20 protein-coding genes and 1 tRNA gene are annotated in these 19975 nt (G+C 64.6%); 5 read left to right on the forward strand and 16 right to left on the reverse strand.

The window, feature by feature from the left end:
- The first annotated feature begins 16 nt into the window (after positions 1-16).
- Entirely contained in the window at positions 17-856 is an 840-nt protein-coding gene (locus N2602_RS01340; protein WP_260381519.1) for an outer membrane protein, read from the forward strand.
- A 38-nt stretch (positions 857-894) separates the two neighbouring features.
- Here the strand turns inward: N2602_RS01340 and N2602_RS01345 are convergent, their stop codons facing one another.
- Together N2602_RS01345 and N2602_RS01350 are read right to left on the reverse strand one after the other, a co-directional pair.
- Complete coding sequence (locus tag N2602_RS01345; protein WP_260381520.1) at positions 895-1521, reverse strand: GNAT family N-acetyltransferase; 627 nt, start codon at positions 1519-1521, stop codon at positions 895-897.
- A gap of 96 nt (positions 1522-1617) precedes the next feature.
- On the reverse strand, positions 1618-2253 hold the full coding sequence (locus tag N2602_RS01350; RefSeq protein ID WP_260381521.1) for a TetR/AcrR family transcriptional regulator: 636 nt from the start codon (positions 2251-2253) through the stop codon (positions 1618-1620).
- Positions 2254-2570: 317 nt separating this feature from the next.
- On the opposite strand from N2602_RS01350, the gene N2602_RS01355 reads away from it, so the two are divergent.
- Genes N2602_RS01355 through N2602_RS01365 form a run of 3 tightly spaced genes read left to right on the forward strand, consistent with a single transcriptional unit; the run spans position 2571 to position 6138 of the window.
- The gene (locus N2602_RS01355) at positions 2571-3374 is read left to right on the forward strand and encodes an SDR family NAD(P)-dependent oxidoreductase (protein ID WP_260381522.1); all 804 of its coding nucleotides are present in this window, start codon (positions 2571-2573) and stop codon (positions 3372-3374) included.
- Positions 3375-3411: 37 nt separating this feature from the next.
- On the forward strand, positions 3412-4542 hold the full coding sequence (locus N2602_RS01360; protein ID WP_260381523.1) for a DUF5938 domain-containing protein: 1131 nt from the start codon (positions 3412-3414) through the stop codon (positions 4540-4542).
- A gap of 57 nt (positions 4543-4599) precedes the next feature.
- Positions 4600-6138 (forward strand): AMP-binding protein, encoded by a 1539-nt coding sequence (locus N2602_RS01365; protein WP_260381524.1) that lies wholly within the window; start codon positions 4600-4602, stop codon positions 6136-6138.
- A gap of 233 nt (positions 6139-6371) precedes the next feature.
- Here the strand turns inward: N2602_RS01365 and N2602_RS01370 are convergent, their stop codons facing one another.
- The 11 genes from N2602_RS01370 to N2602_RS01420 form a co-directional block, all read right to left on the reverse strand.
- Positions 6372-7304 (reverse strand): xanthine dehydrogenase family protein subunit M, encoded by a 933-nt coding sequence (locus N2602_RS01370; protein ID WP_260381525.1) that lies wholly within the window; start codon positions 7302-7304, stop codon positions 6372-6374.
- Positions 7301-9988, reverse strand: coding sequence for a molybdopterin-dependent oxidoreductase (locus N2602_RS01375; protein ID WP_260381526.1), 2688 nt, complete (start codon positions 9986-9988; stop codon positions 7301-7303). Before N2602_RS01375 ends, N2602_RS01370 begins: the two co-directional genes overlap by 4 nt.
- Positions 9985-10647, reverse strand: a complete 663-nt coding sequence (locus N2602_RS01380) for a TetR/AcrR family transcriptional regulator (RefSeq protein ID WP_246571410.1) — start codon at positions 10645-10647, stop codon at positions 9985-9987. Before N2602_RS01380 ends, N2602_RS01375 begins: the two co-directional genes overlap by 4 nt.
- Positions 10648-11022: 375 nt before the next feature.
- Positions 11023-11295 carry a DUF1150 domain-containing protein gene (locus N2602_RS01385; RefSeq protein ID WP_018645064.1) on the reverse strand — a complete coding sequence of 91 codons (273 nt, stop codon included), beginning with the start codon at positions 11293-11295 and terminating at the stop codon, positions 11023-11025.
- A 50-nt stretch (positions 11296-11345) separates the two neighbouring features.
- Positions 11346-11771 carry an Hsp20 family protein gene (locus tag N2602_RS01390; protein ID WP_018323442.1) on the reverse strand — a complete coding sequence of 142 codons (426 nt, stop codon included), beginning with the start codon at positions 11769-11771 and terminating at the stop codon, positions 11346-11348.
- 268 nt (positions 11772-12039) lie between these two features.
- Complete coding sequence (locus tag N2602_RS01395) at positions 12040-13128, reverse strand: sn-glycerol-3-phosphate import ATP-binding protein UgpC (RefSeq protein WP_212257731.1); 1089 nt, start codon at positions 13126-13128, stop codon at positions 12040-12042.
- A 6-nt stretch (positions 13129-13134) separates the two neighbouring features.
- A complete protein-coding gene (gene ugpE / locus N2602_RS01400) occupies positions 13135-13983 on the reverse strand; it encodes a sn-glycerol-3-phosphate ABC transporter permease UgpE (protein WP_172788610.1) in 849 nt (282 codons plus the stop codon).
- Positions 13983-14864: a sn-glycerol-3-phosphate ABC transporter permease UgpA gene (ugpA, locus tag N2602_RS01405; protein ID WP_260381527.1), complete on the reverse strand. Its 882-nt coding sequence runs from the start codon at positions 14862-14864 to the stop codon at positions 13983-13985. The genes ugpE and ugpA overlap by 1 nt, the downstream gene beginning before the upstream one ends.
- 48 nt (positions 14865-14912) lie before the next feature.
- Complete coding sequence (gene ugpB / locus N2602_RS01410; RefSeq protein WP_260381528.1) at positions 14913-16229, reverse strand: sn-glycerol-3-phosphate ABC transporter substrate-binding protein UgpB; 1317 nt, start codon at positions 16227-16229, stop codon at positions 14913-14915.
- Positions 16230-16448: 219 nt separating this feature from the next.
- A complete protein-coding gene (locus N2602_RS01415) occupies positions 16449-17654 on the reverse strand; it encodes a CaiB/BaiF CoA-transferase family protein (protein WP_260381529.1) in 1206 nt (401 codons plus the stop codon).
- Positions 17655-17832: 178 nt separating this feature from the next.
- Positions 17833-18258, reverse strand: a complete 426-nt coding sequence (locus N2602_RS01420) for an organic hydroperoxide resistance protein (protein ID WP_018645071.1) — start codon at positions 18256-18258, stop codon at positions 17833-17835.
- A gap of 156 nt (positions 18259-18414) precedes the next feature.
- Between N2602_RS01420 and N2602_RS01425 the strand changes: the two genes are divergently transcribed.
- Positions 18415-18873 (forward strand): MarR family winged helix-turn-helix transcriptional regulator, encoded by a 459-nt coding sequence (locus N2602_RS01425; protein WP_260381530.1) that lies wholly within the window; start codon positions 18415-18417, stop codon positions 18871-18873.
- A 3-nt stretch (positions 18874-18876) separates the two neighbouring features.
- Here the strand turns inward: N2602_RS01425 and N2602_RS01430 are convergent, their stop codons facing one another.
- From N2602_RS01430 to N2602_RS01440, 3 genes are all read right to left on the reverse strand, one after another.
- Positions 18877-19131, reverse strand: coding sequence for a GIY-YIG nuclease family protein (locus N2602_RS01430; protein WP_260381531.1), 255 nt, complete (start codon positions 19129-19131; stop codon positions 18877-18879).
- A gap of 158 nt (positions 19132-19289) precedes the next feature.
- Positions 19290-19365: transfer RNA gene (locus N2602_RS01435), tRNA-Ala, on the reverse strand.
- A 95-nt stretch (positions 19366-19460) separates the two neighbouring features.
- Entirely contained in the window at positions 19461-19868 is a 408-nt protein-coding gene (locus N2602_RS01440) for a TIGR02300 family protein (RefSeq protein ID WP_172788606.1), read from the reverse strand.
- Positions 19869-19975: the final 107 nt, after the last annotated feature.

The following is a 19975-nucleotide window of genomic DNA, read 5'->3' on the forward strand; positions in this document are numbered from 1 at the left end:
CTTTGGGGGGTGACGAATGAAACGACTGCTGCTGGCGACGTCGGCTCTGATTGTCGCAGGCTTTGCTCAAGGTGCCGATCTGGGAGCTCGTCCCTACACGAAAGCGCCGGTTGCGGCGGCCGTGCCTTTCAGTTGGACCGGCTGCTATGTCGGGGGTCATGTCGGCGGCGGTGCGAGCCGAACGGGCTTCACGGATCCCGGCATCGGAACGGGGGCGCTCATCGCGCCGGCAATGACCATAGGCAATGTGCCTGGTGATCGCATTGGGGTGAACGGAGACGTCGGAATTGTAGGAGGCGTTCAGGTAGGTTGCGATTACCAATTTGCCAGCAACTGGGTGCTCGGGATTGCCGGCGATTTCACGGCCACCGATCTTCACGGCACCGCCAACGATCCCTTCTTCGCCGGAAAGACCGGCGCGCCCGCCACTCTATCGAGCCGCACCGACTGGGTCGCCAGCGTCACGGGTCGGATCGGCTACACATGGGATCGCTTCCTCGTTTATGGCAAGGGCGGCGTCGGGTTTGCGCATGACCGGTACAATCTGAACAATTTCACCACGATTGGCGGCTTCGTTTGTCCCGGTGTGGGATTCCTCGTTTTTGAGCCCTGTAATTCAAGCGCCAGCACCGATCGTGTCGGCTGGGTGGCAGGTGCCGGTGTCGAGTGGGCCTTCGCCCCGAACTGGTCGGCCTTGATCGAGTACACTCACTACGGCTTCGACAGCAAGCGCGTGGGGTTCGCCAATCCAGTCGCCGCCACCACCGCGTTGATCGATATTCGTCAGGACATCGATATCGTGAAGGTAGGCATCAACTATCGGTTCGGCGGATCACCCGTCGTCGCGAAGTACTGATTGATCGCGTCAGCAGACAAAGGGAGCGGCCGGGGACTCTAACCTCGCGCCGCTTCCATGCGATTCACGATCCGCTGCCCGATCGGGCTCTTCAACCAGGCCTGGAAACCTGGCCTGTCCCAGGTCATCCGACGCAGCACCAGAAGCGATCCATCCGTGTGCGATCGCACGGGATTGTCGGGTTCTGGCTCGAGCGTCCATCCGAGCTTCGACAGATATTGAATGGTCGTCTGGTTGCGCTCCAGCACGAACGCGCGGATGCGGCTCAACTTGAGATCGTCGAACACGAATCTGAGCAGCGGAATGAAGGTGTTCACCGTAGCGCCGGCATTACGGTGCTCCTTTTCGCCGATGACGGCGCTGACGAGCGCCTCGCTCGCCGCTGCGTTGATGTCGAGGCGAATGAAGCCGACATGGATGCGGCTGCCGCGCTCGAAAATCCCGAGCAGCAGCCGTTCGCGCTGATCGAAGGATTTGATGTAGTCGGCGATCTCCGCCTTGGTCATCGCGCGCGGTGACGTGTTGAGCACATGCACCGTCCAGGGGTCGGACAGCCAGTCCGCCCAGCGCTGCGAGGCGTCATCGCGCTTGATGGTGCGCAGGAAATAGCGCCCGGCCGGAAACCACAATTGCTGCTTGGCGAGACGCTCCACTTTCGGCGGCATGCCGCATCTAAGCAGTTTCGAGTCGGACGATCAATTTGGATGGCTCAACGTGCAGGTCTCGAGCGGCGACGCCTTCACGGGCGCCGCTCGTGCGCTTCAGCAGACCGTCGGTAGCAGGCGCCGGACTTCCTCGAGCAGTTCGGGAACCGCCGTCTTGTCACCCGCGAGGTGCTTGAGCAGCGCACTCTGGAATAGACCGTCGAACAGCGCATAGAGCGCGCCTGGCGACGACGCCGGCCGCTTGCCGCCGAATTCGGCGTAGCGAGAGGCAATGCGCCAGATCATCGCTTCCAGGCTCTTGTCGATCTCGAGCACATCCTTGCGAAACGCCGCCTCGAACATCGCCTGCGAGCGCAAATCGTACCAAAGCCGGTGCATGCGGGCTTCGTTCTGCAGCGTTGCTGCGAGCTTGGCGAGGAAGCCCTCCGTCAATTCGTCGCGGCTCGTTGCTGTCGCGACGACCTCGTCATAGCGCGTCACGCACTTCGCCTTGTAGTGGCGAACGCAGCAGCAGATCAGGTCGAGCTTGTCGCTGAAATAATAATGAAACACGCCGTGCGTGAACGCCGAGTTCTGCGCGATCTCCCGCAGGCTGGTCCGGGCGAAGCCAAGCTCTCCAAGCGTCTCGAGCGCGGCCTCGGCGAGCTCGATGCGCCGCGCGTTGAACTTGTCGTCCCGCACGATCTCCGCCACGGCCTCTCGCTTCGCCGCCCCTGTCGCTTGCCGCGCCATCGTCGCGCTGTCTCCCGTCTCTTGGTCACCACGATCACATCGTCGGTCATCGTCTACAGACCATCCTCTTTGACAACTGTCAAATTTTTACCTTGACAACTGTCAAGTCCCGGGAGGAGTGTGCGCGCCAAGAAATTTGGACAGTCGTCAAGACGCCAGCACATGGAGGAAATGCACCCACCGGCGCCGCGCCGCCGGAACGGACTCGCATGCCGTTGCGCAACCGCGCCGGCACCGTGCTGCCAGCCGCAGCACGCACCGATCATCAGCGAACAGATCAGTTCAACAGATCAGTCCAAGCAAAGGGAGGACGTGCGATGAGTGAGAAGAGTCTTGATGGCCGCAAAGCCCTGGTCACCGGCGGAGCCCGCGGGATAGGAGCCGCCATTGCAGAGGCACTGGCGCGCTCCGGTGCGGCAGTCATGATCGGCGACATTCTCGATGACGTCGGCAAGGACAGCGCCGGCCAGATCGCCAGGCTCGGTGTGAAGACCGGCTTCGTGCATCTCGATGTCACCGACGATGCGCAGTGGGAGAAAGCGACTGCTGCGACCATTGCCACCCTCGGCGGCTACGACATCCTCATCAACAATGCCGGCATCGAGATCACGTCGCTCGTCAGCGAGATCAGAGCCGAGGATGCGCGGCGGATGTGCGACGTCAACATCGTCGGCACCGTGCTCGGCATGAAGCACGCATTCCGCGCGATGCGGCCGGGCGGAGCGGCGGGCAAAGGCGGCGCGGTCGTCAACATCGCTTCCGTCGCGGCGACGATCGCCTTCCCGAGCATCGCGGTCTATTCCGGTACCAAATCTGCGGTCGATCGCATGACACGGGTCGCTGCGATGGAAGCCGGCAAGCTCGGTTATGGCGTGCGCGTCAACTGCATCTATCCCGGCTTGATCCCGACCGACATGGGCCTGCAGCTGGCCAACGACATCGTGAAGATCGGTCTCGCGCCCGACGTCAACGCCGCGGTCGGCTCGGTGGTGGAGCAGACGCCTCTCGGCAAGCTCGCGGAGGTCGGCGACATCGCCAATGCCGCGGCGTTCCTGTGCTCGAACGAGGCGCGCTTCATCACCGGCATCGGACTGCCGGTCGATGGCGGCATGGGCATGTGAGCTGCAACCTGACAACGAACATTTCGGAGGAACGAGAATGAGCGCGAAGAAGCCCGTCATCGTCTATGGAGCGTCCGGCTACACCGGCCGCCTGGTCTGCGAATACTTACGCGAATACAACATCCCCTTCATCGCCGCCGGCCGCAGCGCGGAGAAGCTCAACGCCGCAATGAAGGCGAACGTGGCCGGCATCGAGACCGCCGACTACGAGGTGGTGGAAGTGCCGCACACCGTGAGCGCACTGACCGAGTTGTTCAACGGCGCCTCGGTGGTGCTCAACACCGTGGGTCCCTTCGCCAGGTTCGGAGGCGAGGTGGTGCAGGCGTGTTGGGCTTCCCGATGCCACTACACCGACACGACAGGCGAGCAGGACTGGTTGATCACGCTCGAGCAGGAGTGGAGCACCAAGTTCGCCAATGCCGGCCTGCTGCTCGCGCCGGGCATCGCGCAGATGTACACCACCGGCGAGATCGCCGCGCAGCTGTGCCTGGAGACGCCCGGCCTCGACACACTGGATATCGCCGTGTTCTGGGGCGGCAGCCCGACCATCGCCTCGACCCAGACCATCCTGGTCAACGCCGCGATGGCAAAAGCCTACTATTTGGAACAGAACAAGTATGTCGAGCATCAGCCCGACGCCGGTCTCTACAACCTCGCCATCCCCGGCCAGCATGAGCTGGCGCTGGCGCTGCCTTGGGGCGGCACCTCGCACCCGGTGTGGTTCAAGCGCGATCCGCGCGTTGCCAACGTGAAGGTGCTGGGCGGCGTGTTCAACCGCGCGCTGATGCTGGGCGTGCCGCAGATCGTCGCCGCCGCGCTGGATGCGACCAAGGACATGAGCCCCGACGACCGCTATGCCGCGTTGGCGCAGACTGCCGCCGGCGTGATGAACACCATGCCGCCGCGGGAGAACCCGCGCGTCAACAAGTCGCTGGATTCGGTGCATGCCTCCGGCCCGTTGGGGCGCGCGCACTGCGTCATCAACGGCAACAGCAATTACAAGCAGACCGGCTTGCTGCAGGCCTATGCCGCGGCGCACCTGCTGCAGCAGCCGCCCAAGCGCGTGGGCTTCGCCTCGGGCTGCCAGGCGTTCGGTCACCACGAGCTCCTCGGCCAGCTGCGGAGCTTCGGGCTGGTCAGCAGACCGATCCTCACCGTGCACGACTGAGCAGGATCGCGGGTGGCGCGGTCGCGCGCCACCCACCAGCCGTTTCGGGGATTGATCATGCGCTTTATCGATTACCTCGACAAAGGTGCCTCGCTCGGCGCCGATGCGCCGTGCCTGACCATGGACCGGCGCGATCTCAGCTATCGCGAGGTGCAGTTGCTGAGCTACCGGGTCGCGCGCGGGCTCGCGCGATCGGGTATTGCTGCTGGCGAGAAGGTCGCAATCCTGTCTGGCAACGATCCGGTCGCGTTTGCGTGCGTGTTTGGCATCTCCCGCGCGGGCTCGGTTTGGTGCCCCATCAATCCGCGCAACGAGGTGGCCGAAAACCGGCTCATCCTCGACCAATTCGACTGCAACCTGCTGCTGTTTCATTCGAGCTTCGCGCCGATGGTCGAGGCGGTGCGTGCAGAGCTGCCGAAGCTGCGCGTCCTGGTCTGCCTCGATGCCGAGCTGCCCTTCGCGCCCTCGTTCGACGGCTGGCTCGCTGGCCTCCCCGCCGACCCATATCAACGCGAGACGGTCGACGATCTCGCGATGATTCCCGGCACGGGCGGCACCACCGGAAAGCCGAAGGGAGTCATGCTGTCGGGCCGCAACATCGAGGCCATGACGGCACTGACGCTGATGGGCTATCCCTTCAAGGGCCGTCCGGTCTATCTCGCGCTCGCGCCGTTGACCCATGCGGCCGGCGTGCTGTGCTTTCCGATCATGGCGCTCGGCGGTCGCATCGTGATCATGCATCACCCCGACATCGCCGAATTCCTCGATTTGATCGAGCGCTACCATGTCACGCACACCTTTCTGCCGCCGACATTGATCTACATGCTGCTCGATCATCCCAGGCTCGACTCCGCGAAGCTCGGGTCTCTGCAATGCTTCTGGTACGGCGCGGCACCGATCTCGGCCGCACGGCTTGCAGAGGCGCTCCGGCGCATCGGGCCGATGGCGCAGCTGTTCGGTCAGACGGAAGCGCCGATGATGATTTCGATGATGGCACCTGGCGAGCATTACAATGCCGATGGCACGATCGCGATGGAGCGCCTCGCCTCGGCGGGGCGAATCAGCCCGTTGGTGCAGGCCGGCATCATGGATGGTGACGGCAATTTGCTGCCCACCGGTTCACGCGGCGAGATCGTGGTCCGCGGCTCGCTGGTGATGCAAGGCTACTACAAAAACCCCGAGGCCACGGCGGAGGCCTCCGCGCATGGCTGGCACCACACCGGCGACATCGGCTACGTCGACGACGAGGGCTACCTCTATATCGTCGATCGCGCCAAGGACATGATCATCACCGGCGGGTTCAACGTCTACTCGATCGAGGTCGAGAACGCGCTGCGGGCGCATGAGGCGGTCCAGGATTGCGCCGTGATCGGCCTTCCGGACGACAAATGGGGTGAGCGGATCGTCGCCGTGGTGCAGCCCCGTGCCGGCCAGAGCGTCGATGCGACGGCGCTGGCGGCCTTCGTCAAGCAGCGGATCGGCAGCGTCAAGACACCGAAGCAGATCGAAGTCTGGCACGATCTGCCGCGCTCCAAGGTCGGCAAGGTGCTGAAGCCGGATATCCGAGCGCGGCTGGCAGGTCGCTCAGGCGGCTAGAGCGTGATGAATTGAGGCTTGATCGCCCAACGACGAAGGTGCGCTCCCTCTCCCGCTTGCGGGAGAGGGTTGGGAGAGGGTGCTTCCGCAATGGGACAATCCCCAAGAGGAGGAAGCCCTCACCCGGCGCGCGGGACGATGCTTCGCATCGCCCGGACGCGCCGACCTCTCCCGCAAGCGGGAGAGGTTGCACCGAGTCCGCGGCAATCGATTCGACCTAAAGCCATTCCGCTCTAATCCGAGAGCCGCTCCAGCACGTCGCGCACCAGCCCTTGCAGAAGATCGAGCTTGTAGGCCGTCATCGGCAATGGTTTGGCACCCGAGCTCGCCGCTTTCGCCGCTTCCGCGATCGATGCCGCGTTGGCAGTCTTGCCACTGAGCGCGACTTCCACGGCGGTGAGGCGAAGCGGCGCGGGCGCGACGCCGCCGGCAGCGAGACGCACGAGCTGGAACTTGCCGCCGGCGATCACGACGCGGGCGCAGAGCTCCACCAGCGGCCATTCCGCATAGGTCCGGCTGATCGCCCGCTTGTAGGAAGCGCGCTCGCCCTCGAGCGGAGCGGGAAGCGCAATGCTCTTGATCATCTCGCCTGCTGCGAGTGTATGATCGGCGTGCGAGATCGAGCCGTCGCCGAGCAGGTCGGCAATCGTCAATCCGCTGCGCCGGTCCGTGGTGATGGTCGCATCATAGGCGAGCAGAGCCGCCGCCATGGTCGAAGGATGCGGCGCGACACACGGGCCGAGATCGAAGGCAACGCCATAGAGGTGATTGCCGGACCGGGCGGGGCAGGTGCTGCCGCCTTTCTTCAGGCAATCGATGTCGGCCCGGCGGAAATACCAGCAGCGTGAACGCTGCGCGAGATTGCCGCCGAGCGTTGCAACCTGGCGCACCTGTGGCGTGGCGAGCCCTTGCGCGCTCGCCGCAATACCGGGATAGGCAGCGGCGATGCGCGCGTCGGTCGCGATCGTGGCGATGGTGGTCAGCGCGCCGATCCGGGCTGCTCCGTCGGCGTCCCAGGTGATCGTCTTGTCGCCGCTGGCCGAGATATCGATCAGCATTCCCTGCGACACGCCGCTGCGGCGGCGTTCGCTGAAGTCGGTGCCTCCGGCGCGGAATTCCGGCGTGGGCTTGGCAGTGGGCTTGGCGGTCATGACGGCGACACTCATGCTGCATCCCTCCCTTTCAGCGCGGCCACCAGACGATCGGGCCGGAACGGAATTTCGGTCAGTCTCACGCCGATCGCATCGCGGATGGCGTTGGCGATCGCGGGCGAGGTCGGCACGGTGGCGACTTCGCCGATGCCGACGCTGCCGCCCGGCACATGCTCGAAACCGGCCTCGTCGAAATGCACTTCCAGTTTCGGCATGTCGGCAATCCCCGGAATGCGGTAGTCCTCCATGCTGCCGCTCAGGATGTGGCCGCTCGAAGGATCGGTCTCCCGCGACTCATAGAGTGCGTAGCCGATGCCCTGGATCACCGCGCCCGCGGCCTGGCTTCGCGCCAGCGTCGGCGCAGCGAGCTTGCCGACCGCGAGGCCCGTATAGGCGTTGAGCACGCGCACATGGCCGAGCCAGGTATCGACCTCGACTTCCATCACCTGGACCGAGCTCGGCACGCCGGCGCCGACCACCATGTGGTTCATCAGACGCAGCACCCAACCGAACACCCGGCCCATGATGCCCGCCTCGTGCAGCGCGGGCCTGACGCCGGGCGGCGGCCTGCCGTCCTCCTGGCGTCTCGCCGACACGGCGATATCGGGAGAAGCCGCGATCATCTCGCGCCACGGCGCGTTCGAGCCCGGAGCAGGTGTGCGAGACGCGGTGCGCTTGATTTCCGCTTTCAGCTTGTCGATGGCAAGCAAGGTCGGCGGCACCACCGAGGCGGTGACGCGGCTGCCGCCGGAGCCCGGTCCGGGGGGAAGGTTGGAGCGGCCGATGCGAACGTCCACATCCTGCGGCTCGAGATCGAACGCCTTCGCGACGGTGTTCGCGATCACGCTGCGCGTGCCCGTGCCGATATCCTGTACCGCGCAGCTTGCGACGATGCGTCCGCCCTTGATCGCGAGTTCGACCGAGGAGCCGGTCTGCCAGAGATAGAGCCAGTAGCCCGTGGCGACGCCGACGCCGCGCCGGTAGCGGCCGGTTTGCGAGGCGGCCGGCTTGCGGTTCTTCCACACGTCGAGGCCGGCGGCCCAGTCGTACAATCGCTGGCGGTTGGGATCGGGATCCCAGAGCCTGCGCAATTGAATCGGATCGACCTTCATGCGCAGCGCCGCTTCGTCGACCGCCTGCTCCAGCGCAAACGACATCGGCGGACCGCCGGGGCCGCGGAACGGCGCGCCGGGCGGCAAATTGCTGAGCACGTCGAAGTCGACGAGCTCTTTTGCTTCGGCCGGATAGATCAGCCGCGCCAGGCCGGCGATCAGCGAGTTCACGGCGGCGCCGGTATCGGCATGGGCGGTGAGCGACAGCGCCTTGAGGCGGCCTTCCGCCGAAGGCAGCAAGGACAGCTTCAGCTCGGCGGCCGGACGATAGCCGGCGACGGAAAGCTCTTCTTCACGATCGAAGGCGACACGCACCGGCGCCTTCGCGGCGCGCGCAAGCTCGATTGCGGCGATGGTCTCCAGCCCAACGCTGCCCTTGGAGCCGAACCCGCCGCCGACATGATCGGCGATCACACGCACCTTGTCGTGCGGAAGGCCATAGCGCTTGGCGATCTTCTCCATGCTCTCGTGAATGGCCTGGGTCGAGATGTGCACAATGAGCTGATCGCCGTCGAACCTGGCCACCGCGGCATGTGGTTCGAGGCTTGCGTGCTGTTGCGTCGAGACGCGGAAGGTCTCCTCTATCAGCAGCGGATTGCGTTGCTGGCGCGCCTCGTCGAGCCAGCTCTTGGCCCGCTTGGCTTTTTGCGAGAACGGCGCCGAAGGCCCACGCACATTGCCGTTCCACGACACCGGAGCGCCGCCGGCGCCCTCGGACACGTTGCCGGCACGCTTGCGGTCCTTCTTTTCGAACACGACGGGCGCATCGTCGCGTCGCGCTGCATCGAGCCCGATCACGGCGGGCAAAGGCTCGGGCTTGAAGCTGATCGCGGCAATGGCCTTCAGTGCGGTGCCGCGATCCCTGGCCGCGACGGCTGCAATCGGCGCGCCGACGAAGCGTACCATGTTGTCATCCTCGAGCAGCGGAACGACCGCGGCAACACCGGCAATGGCGCGCGCCGGCGCCAGATCAAGCCCGGTGATCCTCGCATGCGCGACGTGCGCGCGCAGGATGACGCCTTCGAGCTGGCCGTCATGGTGGATGTCGACCGTGTAGCGGGCCAGTCCCGTCACCTTGTCGCGGGCTTCCAGCCGCGGCGCGATGGGATCGATGCCGTCGAAGCGGCCTGAACAAGCCTCCGCCACCGCGCGAAAAATGCCTTCATAGGCGCCGCAGCGGCAGAGATGTCCCGATAGCGCGGCGGCGATCTCCTCGCGCGAGGGCGTCGCCGCGCCCTTGGTCGCGCGCCAGCTGTCATGGAAGGCGGTGGCATCGACGACAAAGCCGGGCGTGCAGAAGCCGCATTGCAGGGCGTCGTGCGCCATGAACGCCTTCTGCACGGGATGCAATCCGGCTGCTCCGACGCCCTCGATAGTCGTCAGCGATTTGTCGGCGGCCGCCTGCGCCGGCAACAGGCAGCTCACGACCGGCGTGCCGTCGAGCAGCACGGTGCAGGCGCCGCAGACGCCGGAGCCGCAGACGAGTTTGGTGCCGGTGAGGCCGCCATCGCGGATCACGTCGATCAAGAGCGCATCCGGATCGTCGGGCAGCACCAGGGGCCGTCCATTGATGGTCGTGGTGGTCATTTTCGAACTCCCGGTTTGCGGTGGGACTTCTTTGCGGACGGCGCCATTGCGCCGGCGATCAGCATGCGCAGCATGGTCTCGAGCTGTTTCAGGAACGCATCGACCGGCTGCATGGAAGGGAAAGCGGATTTGGTGCCGTGGATCGCCATCTCGACGCAGCGCGCGAGCTCGCGCACGCTGACGCCGCTTTCGAGGTTAAGCTTTCGCTTGCGGCACACCCGCGCGATCGTGGTTGCGATCTCGTCGGCGAAACGGTTGGAATAGCTCTGGTAGAGGTCGCGCGCCTGCGCGAGGTGCTCGGAAAACAGCTCCTCGGTGTGGGGCGAGTCCTTGAGCGAAGCGAGCAGCGACTGCATCCGCGCGCCGATCTCGGCGACCAGGATGTCGGCAAGCTCGAGGCCGGCCTCTTCCGCCGCCTTCGCTGCCGCGATTTCGGCAGCGAGCCCCTGCTCGTAGATCCGCTCGAGCACGGCGCGAAACAGCGCCTCCTTGGAGGCGAAGTGATGATAGAGCGCCTGCCGCGTCAGTCCGGCTTCCTCAGCCGCCTGCTCGATCGAGGAGCGGCGGAAGCCGTGGCGCCGGAACACGCGCAAGGCAGCGTCGAGGATCCGGTCCTGGGGAGGGGCCTTGGCCTGCATTTTGTCAGATTTGACAAACATGAAGGAACCGTCAAATCACGGATTGATGAGTTTCGCGCAAGAGTCCAGGGACGCCCCGCACCCAGGGCTATCGCAATTGAGGGTTTTTCCCTGCGGCCATCCTTCGAGACGCCCGCCTGAGGCGGGCTCCTCAGGATGAGGGCGGGGTGCGCGGCAGCAGTTTCAAAGGGCACTGACGCTGATGAGGCCTCATCCTGAGGAGGCGCGTCAGCGCCGTCTCGAAGGACGAGGCGTGCGCGCAGGCCGCCGCCACAAGTCATATGTGATAGCCAATGCCCCCACCCGGGCAGGGACATCACCTCTCAAATGAAAGCGGGCACGCCTTCTTGCGAATGCATGCCCGCCAAAACTCTATTCGTGCGAGGGGCGCGTGCTTTAGTGCACGCTCACCGCTTGCAGCTCGTTGCTCCAGGCGTTGGCGACCGCGGCTTCGCGGCTGTCGGTCAGCATGATCGGCGTGCCGTCGGCGGCATGGAGGGCGAACAGCTTGAGGCCAGGCGCGATCTTGGGCGCCTCGGGGAACAGGTCCGGCACGTCCTCGGAACGGATCTGCTTCACATAGGCGATATGGCCTTCGCCCAGGGTTGCCAGCGTCTCAGGAGAGACGTTCTTGGCTTCGTATTCGAACGCAACGTGACCTTCACTCATGGTCTCGACTCCTCTGGAACACTAAGCGGTCGAGTCCGCTACTCGTTCCATTATTCGTGCTCATTGATAGCGATTGTCTTAACGATCCGCTCCGGTTCAGGCCGGGCCAGATCGATCGACAACAGCCCGTTCTTCAGATCCGCACCCAGCACCAGCATCCCCTCCGCCAGCACGAAGGTGCGCTGGAAGTGGCGCGCGGCGATGCCGCGATGGATGTATTGCCGGGACTTGTCGTCCTGCTGCCGCCCGCGGATCACGAGCTGGTTTTCCTCAATGGTTACATCGAGTTGGTCGCGCGTAAATCCGGCGACCGCCAGCGTGATACGCAAACGCTCGGGCTGGCCGTCCGCGCCGCCGCACCTCTCGATATTGTAGGGAGGGTAGCCGTCGGCACCTTTGACGACGCGGTCGAGCACGCGCTCGATCTCGTCGAAGCCCAGCAGGAAGGGACTGGAGAGCGTTGGAACACGAGACATAGTTTACAAAGTCCTCTCGAAGCGACTTTGGTGCATCAGGGCCCGATCAAGGCGCCCCTTGGTCAGCAATATGGGCATGTTCCCCTGTGGGTTCAAGCAGGTAGCGGGGATCGCTGTGGATGGGCGATTTTCCCCAGTCGCCGGATGTCTCCGGTTCGTCATGGCCGGCATGACCAATTTCGAGGCGATTTATCCCAGCAAAAACAAACCCCCTCCTACTGTGCATGGGGTTGTTTTCGCACTTTTGTTGTCTGGCCCTCCGGAGCCCTCAGGCCTCGATCCGCTTCCGCCCGTCGCCGCTGAACAGATGCAGCTTCGCCCGCACTGCCGCCACACGGATTCTCGCGCCGATGGCGGGCGCCTGGGTTCCGGGAATGCGGACGATGACCTCGCCGGGCGGCAGCTCGCCGGGCGTGGCGGCGACGCGCTGGTCCTCCTGCTCGCGGGAGCCGTAGACGAAGGTCTCGGCGCCGACGCGCTCGATCGCCTCCACGGTGAGCGGCAGGGCGACGCCGCCGGCCGGCGTTTCGTCGGTGATGACAAAGTCCTCCGGGCGGATGCCGAGGATGCCGGCATCGGCAGCAGTGCTGCCGGCGAGCTGCGAGCGGATCTCCTCGGGCCGCGTCGACATCAGGTTCATCGGCGGCGCGCCGATGAAGGAGGCGACGAAGGTCGTCGCCGGCTTCTCGTAGATCGCCAGCGGATTGCCGACCTGCTCGACCTGGCCGCCGTTCATCACGACGAGAATATCGGCGAGCGTCATCGCCTCGAGCTGGTCATGGGTGACGTAGATCGACGTCGTGTTGAGCCGGCGCTGCAACTTGCGGATCTCGACCCGCATCGCGATGCGCAGCTTGGCGTCGAGGTTGGAGAGCGGCTCGTCGAACAGGAACACCTTCGGCTGGCGCACGATGGCGCGGCCCATGGCGACGCGCTGGCGCTGGCCGCCGGAGAGCTGGCGCGGCTTGCGCTCCAGCATGGCGGAGAGCTCGAGCACGCGCGCGGCTTCCTCGACGCGAGTCTTGATCTCGGCCTCGGCCATGCCGCGGTTGCGCAGGCCATAGGCCATGTTGTTGTAGACGCTCATATGCGGATAGAGCGCGTAGTTCTGGAACACCATCGCGATGTCGCGATCGGCGGGTTCGATCTGGTTGACGACGCGGCCGCCGATGTCGATCTCGCCGCCGGTGACCGTCTCCAGCCCCGCGACCATGCGCAGCAGCGTGGACTTGCCGCAGCCGCTTGGTCCGACCAGCACGCAGAACTGTCCGTCGCCGACATCGACGTCGACGCCCTTGATGGCCTCGAAGCCGCCGGGATAGGTTTTGCGGACGCTGCGCAGGGTGACGTTGGCCATAAGTCTCTACTTCTCCGTCTCGACCAGGCCGCGCACGAACAATTTCTGCATGGCGACGACGACGAACACCGGCGGCAGCATGGCCAGCACGGCGGTTGCCATCACGATCGGCCATTCGGTCAGCGCGTCGGTGGTGGTGATCATCTTGCGGATGCCGATCTGGATGGTCTGCATGTCGTCGCGCGTGGTGATCAAGAGCGGCCAGAGATATTGATTCCAGCCGAGAATGAACAGGATCACGAACAGCGCCGCCATGTTGGTGCGCGACAGCGGCAGCAGCGTATCCCAGAAGAAGCGCAAGGGGCCGGCGCCGTCGATGCGCGAGGCTTCCAACAGCTCGTCCGGCACGGTCATGAAGAACTGGCGGAACAGCAGCGTCGCGGTGGCCGATGCGATCAGCGGCAGCGACAGGCCGGCATAGCTGTCGAGCATGTGCAGGTCGGCGACGATCTTGTAGGTCGGATAGATGCGGACCTCGACCGGGAGCATCAGGGTGATGAAGATGAGCCAGAAGATCGGCATCCGGAACGGGAAGCGGAAATACACGATCGCATAGGCCGAGATGATCGAGATCGCGATCTTGCCCACCGCGATCAGCAGCGCCATCACCAGCGAGTTCAGCATCATGTTGCCGACCGGCTCGCGGGTCGAGCCGCTCGTGCCGACGAAGATGGTCTGGTAGTAGGTCTCGAAGAAGTGGCCGCCGGGCAGCAGCGACATCTGCCCGTTCGCGATCACGGCGTTGTCCTGGGTCGAGGCGACGATTGCGATGTAGACCGGGAAGGCGACGATCGCGATTCCGATCCATAGGATGATGTGGGCGACGTAGCGCCGAAAGCCCTCTTCCTCGACCATCAGTAGGTCACCTTGCGTTCGACGAAGCGGAACTGGATGCCCGTGAGCACGATCACCATGATCATCAGGATCACCGACTGCGCCGCCGAGCTGCCGAGATTGCCGCCGAGCAGGCCGTCGGAATAGACCTTGTAGACCAGCGTCTCGGTCGACTTGCCGGGGCCGCCGCGGGTCATGGTGTCGATGATGCCGAACGTGTCGAAGAAGGCGTAGACGATGTTGACGACCAGGAGGAAGAAGATGGTCGGCGACAGCAGCGGGAAGGTCACGGTCCAGAACCTGCGCATCGGGCGCGCGCCGTCGATCGCGGCGGCCTCGAGCACGCTTCTGGGGATGCTCTGCAGGCCGGCGAGGAAGAACAGGAAGTTGTAGGAGATCTGCTTCCAGGCGGCGGCCAGGATGATCAGCGATGCGGCCTGGTCGCCGTCGAGCAGCGGATTCCAGTCGATGCCCAGAGTGCGCAGGTAGCGCGAGAGCACGCCGAGCGAGGGATGCAGCATGAAGATCCAGAGCACACCGACGACGGGCGGCGCCACCGCATAGGGCCAGATCAGCAGCGTGCGGTAGAGCATCGAGCCGCGCAGCGGCTTGTCCGCCATCACGGCGAGCAGCAGCGCGAACGACAGCGACGACACCGCGATCGCGAACGAGAAGAAGAAGGTGCGCAGGATCGCCTCGAAATAGGCGCGCTCCCTGAACAGCTCGAGATAATTGTCGAACCAGACGAAGCTGGTCGAGAGGCCGAAGGCGTCCTGGAGCAGGAAGGACTGGATCACCGCCTGCAAGGCCGGCCAGTAGAAGAAAATCAGGACGATCGCGAGCTGCGGCGCAACCAGCGCATAGGGCAACAGCTTCGACTGGAAAATGGCTTGCTTTTGCATGATGCCCCAGAGAAGCGGCAGGCCGGTGACGGCCTGCCGCTGGTCGCCTTACTTCACGGCGGTCTTTTCGAACTGGCGCAGCATGGTGTTGCCGCGCTCGACGGCGGCGTCTAGCGCCTGCTTGGCGGTCTTCTTCCCCGCCAGCGCCTGCTCGATCTCCTCCGCCCAGACGTCACGGAGCTGCACCATGTTGCCGAGCCGCAGGCCGCGCGAGTTCTCGGTCGGCTCCTTGTTGGTCAGCTCGAGCAGCGGCGTCTCGAGATAGGGCTGGTCCTTGTAGAAGCCCTCGGCCTTGGCCTTATCATAGGCCGCCTTGGTGATCGGCAGATAGCCGGAGGCCTTGTGGATGTAGACCTGGCGATCGGTGTCCGAGAGGAAGGTGAGGAACTTCGCGACGCCCTTGTAATCGTCCGCCGGCTTGCCGCCCATCACCCAGAGCGAGGCACCGCCGATGATCGAGTTCTGCGGCGCGCCCTTGGCGTCCGGATAATAGGGCATCGGCACCGCGGTGAAGGCGAACTTGGCCTGCGCCTTGACGTTGCCGAAGAACGCCGACGAGGTCAGGTAGAGCGGGCATTCGCCCGACGTGAAGCGGCCTTCGCCGGTGTTGGTGCGGCCGGCATAGTCGTAGGTCTTGTCCTTCTGGAGCTCGACCAGGTTCTCGAGATGCTTGACCTGGAGCGGCCCGTTGAAGGAGAGCACGGTGTCGAAGCCGTCGAGGCCGTTGGCCTTGGTCGCCAGCGGCACGTTGTGCCAGGCGGACAGCTGCTCGAGATTGACCCAGGTGATCCAGGAATTGGAGAAGCCGCAGGTGGCATGGCCGGCCGCCTTCAGCTTCTTGGCGGCGTCGAACACGTCAGGCCAGGTCTTCGGGATCTCGACATTGGCCTTCTTCAGCTCGTCGAGGTTGACCCACATCACGGTCGACGACGAGTTGAAGGGGAAGGACAGCATCTCGCCTTTCGAGGTCGAGTAGTAGCCGGTGATCGCGGGCAGATAGGCCTTCGGATCGAACTTCTCGCCGGTCTCGGCCATCAGCTTGTAGACCGGCTTCACGGCGCCGGTCGCAGCCATCATGGTGGCGGTGCCGACCTCGAACACCTGCATGATGTGCGGCGCGTTGCCGGCGCGGAACGCGGCGATGCCGGCGTTCATCGTATCGGCGTAGTTGCCCTTGTAGGTCGGGATCACCTTGTAGTCGCTCTGCGTGGTGTTGAAGTCGTTGGCGAGCTTGACGATGACGTCGTTGTTGGCGCCGGTCATCGCGTGCCACCACTGGATTTCGGTCACGGCAAGTGCCGGCGAGGCGCCGAGACCAACCGTGAGCGCGACAGCCGCAGCCGCGCCAAAATGTCGAAGAGCCATCAAGAAAACCTCCCTTGCCCGTCACTAAGAAGCGCTTGCGCTAGCAGCGCCATATGACGTTCACATGACTGTGTAAGCGGGAGAAACGAAAGCAGCAAGCGCCGCCAAATGGGAAGTCGTCAAATAGGCGAACACGGAGCGGTCAGCCACCGCCGTTCGCGCTGCACATGCGTGCGCGCGCCGCAGTGCGGCATTGGTTGATGTGAAGGGTGAGGGCCCCTAGCGTTTCCGCTCGGGACCGCAGACCGTGCCTTTTTCGACCATCGCGTCGATCTCGGCCTTGGAGTAGCCGAACTCGCCCAGCACCTCGGCCGCGTGCTGGCTGAATTTCGGCGGCACGCGGCGCAGGCTGGGCTTGCTGCGGTCGAGCCGGATCGGCGAGGCGACGCCCTTGTACCAGTCCTTCTCGATGATATCGCCACGCGCGATCGTGTGCGGGTTGGTCAGCGCCTGGTCGATCTTCTGCACGGGGCCAGCGGGCAGGCCGGCCGCGAGCAGGCGGTTGCACAGCGGCTCGGCCTCGTGCTGGCTGAACACGGCGGCAAGCTCGGCGCGCAGCGCCTCGCGATTGGCGATGCGGTCCTTGTTGCGGGCAAAGCGCGGGTCGGTGCCGAGCTCGGGCTTGCCGATCTCCTTGGCGAGCTTGCGGAAGGTGCCGTCGTTGCCGACGCCGATGAAGATGTTGTCGGTCTTGGTCGGGAAGATGGCGTAAGGCACGAGGTTCGGATGCTCGTTGCCGGTGAGCGAGGGCGGCTTGCCATGCATGAAATAATTCGCGGTGTGCGGATGCATGATGGCAAGGCCGGTCTCGTACAACGTCGTCTCCAGGAACTGGCCCTGGCCCGAACGCTGCCGCTCCGACAGCGCCATCAGGATGCCGATCGCCGCATAAAGTCCGGTGGTGATGTCGACCAGCGGCACGCCGATCCGCATCGGCCCGCTCTCGGGCGAGCCGGTCGCCGCGATCATGCCGGTCATGGCCTGGATGATGGCGTCATAGCCGGGATTGCCGCCGCGCGGGCCGTCAGCGCCGAAGCCGCAGATCCGGCAATGCACGAGGCGCGGAAATTTCTTGCCGAGGACGTCGTTGCCGATGCCCCATTTCTCCAGCGTGCCCGGCTTGAAATTCTCGATCAGGACGTCGGCCGTTTCCAGCATCTTCAGCAGCACGACACGCCCGCCTTCGGAGGCGAGGTCGAGGCCGATCGAGCGCTTGTTGCGGTTGATGCCGACGAAATAGGCCGCATCCTCCTCGTGGAACGGAGGGCCCCATTCGCGCACCTCGTCGCCTGCGGGCGGCTCGACCTTGATCACGTCGGCGCCATGGTCGGCGAGGATCTGGGTGCAGTAGGGACCGCCGAGCACGCGCGTGAGATCGATGACGCGCAGTCCGCTCATGGCACCCGTTGCGGCTTCGGAACTCATGCCTTCGCTTCTCCTGTGTCGACGTTTGAGCCCAGGCCTAGCGAGGTTTGTTTGCGCCAGCAATGGGCCCTCGCGTAGGGCCGCATGCGCGGCTGCGCTGCCATGCCGCGCGGTGGCAAATTCAGTCGGAAGCGGCCGGCCCGAGGGGGATCCCGGGCCAGCCAATCCGCGCTGCCGATCAGACGACCGTCAGGCGAACGTCGACATTGCCGCGCGTGGCATTGGAGTACGGGCACACCTGGTGCGCCTTGGCGACCAGCGCCTCGGCCTCCGCGCGGGCAAGGCCCGGCAGCGAGACGGCAAGATCGATGTCGAGGCCGAAGCCGCCTTCCGAGCGCGGGCCGATGCCGACGGTCGAGGTGACGGAGGCATCGGCCGGAACCTTCGGGCCGCCCTGCGAAGCCACGAACTTCATCGCGCCGATGAAGCAGGCGGCATAGCCGGCCGCGAACAGCTGCTCGGGATTGTTGCCGGCGCCGCCGCCACCGCCGAGCTCCTTCGGCGTGGTGAGTTTGACGTCGAGCGCGCCGTCGAGGGTCGCAGCATGGCCGTCGCGGCCGCCGGTGGCCTTGGCGCTGGTCTTGTAGAGGACGTTCACGGACATTTTCGTCTCCTCGGGTCTTTCCAGGTTGGGGTGCCAGCTTTATCGCAGGCAATTTAGATTGCGCGCAATCTAAATCGGCGCGTCTCACATTTAATTGTTCGCAATTGAATGCGCCGCCGGCCGGGCCCAGAATGGGAGAAACGTACGAGATTCGTCATGGCCCGGAAATCAACGGCGGTCGACCCGCTTCGCCTCGACAACCAGATCTGCTTCGCGGTCTATTCCGCCACGCACGCCTTCAACCGCGTCTACAAGCCGCTGCTCGATCGGCTCGGCCTGACCTATCCGCAATATCTGGTCATGCTGGTGCTGTGGGAGCGCGACGACGTGCCGGTGAAGGACATCGGCGACAAGCTGTTCCTGGATTCGGGCACGCTGACGCCGCTGCTCAAGCGGCTCGAGGCCGCCCATCTCGTCAAGCGCACCCGCTCGCGCGAGGACGAACGCCAGGTCCTGATCGCCCTGACGCCGCAGGGCCATGCACTGAAGGAAAAGGCGCGCGCCGTGCCGCACTCGATCCTGGCGGCATCGGACTGCTCGGTGTCGGAGCTGGTGGCGATGAAAGACGAGATCGTCGCGCTGAGGGATCGGCTGAATGCGGTGATCGGGGAGTAGGGGTTAGAGCCGCTTCTTGGCGAAGGCGCGACCGGACGCTGACTTCAAGTACTTCTCGAATGCGACGGCCTGCTTCTCGTTGCTGAATGCGACGTAAGTCTTGAGACGCCAAGGCCCGTATTTCGAGGTGTGGGGCACCTCGCCAGCATTGTGCTTTGCCAGTCTGGTTCGCAGGTCGTCGGTGATCCCGACATAAAAGTGAAGGGAATCGAGGAAAGTGAAGGGAATCGAGGCTCTCAGAATGTAGACGTATTTCACGGCACACTCCCCAGTCGTCGAGGGGGAGCTTACACCCGCGTTCTATCTGATGGGGCCCGGCTTCGCCCTTCGGGCTACGCCGCGGCAGCCTTCGCTCACTTCGCTACGATGGAGCGGGGCTGGCTTGCCGAGCCGTAGCTCGCGAAGCGAGCGAAGGCTGGTGGAGCCAGGCGGGATCGAACCGCCGACCTCTTGCATGCCATGCAAGCGCTCTCCCAGCTGAGCTATGGCCCCTTAACCTTAGACGGGGTGAACCTGGTCGATCACCCCGGACCGGCGAGCCTATCCGACTCGCGCGGTGCACCCTTTTTCACAGATCAGGGCTGATCTCAAGTCTCTTCATCACCTCCAACATCACCAATGATGTCGGTCACGTCCTCATCGCCCTCTTCCTCGTCGGCAATGAAGGTCGAATCGTCGTCATCATCGTCGTCGAGGGTCTCGTCGACCTCGATATCGTCCTCCGATTCGGGCACGACGGCCTTGACCTTGCCGGTGTTCTCCTCGGCATCGGCCTCCTCGAGCGAGACCAATTCCTCGGCCTCTGCCGGCTCCGGCGCGTTGTCCTGGGCCATGTTGCGGGCCTCGGCCCCACGAGGCGCGCGCGCAGGAGCAACCGGAGCGATCGGCACCACTTCGCCGGTATAGGGCGAGATCACCGGATTCTTGTTGAGGTCATAGAACTTCTTGCCCGTGGTCGGGCAAATACGTTTGGTTCCGAGTTCGGACTTGGCCACGGCAGGAATCCTGGGAATGTCTGAAAAGCGGTGCTTCACTTGGCTAGTTGGCGGCCCGCTGTCAATAGCGCATTACGGGAGAACGACATGCCCGTGACGGGGCGCGG

Origin of the sequence: Bradyrhizobium sp. NC92, assembly GCF_025200865.1 — a bacterium.
In the GTDB taxonomy this organism is placed as follows: Bacteria; Pseudomonadota; Alphaproteobacteria; order Rhizobiales; family Xanthobacteraceae; genus Bradyrhizobium.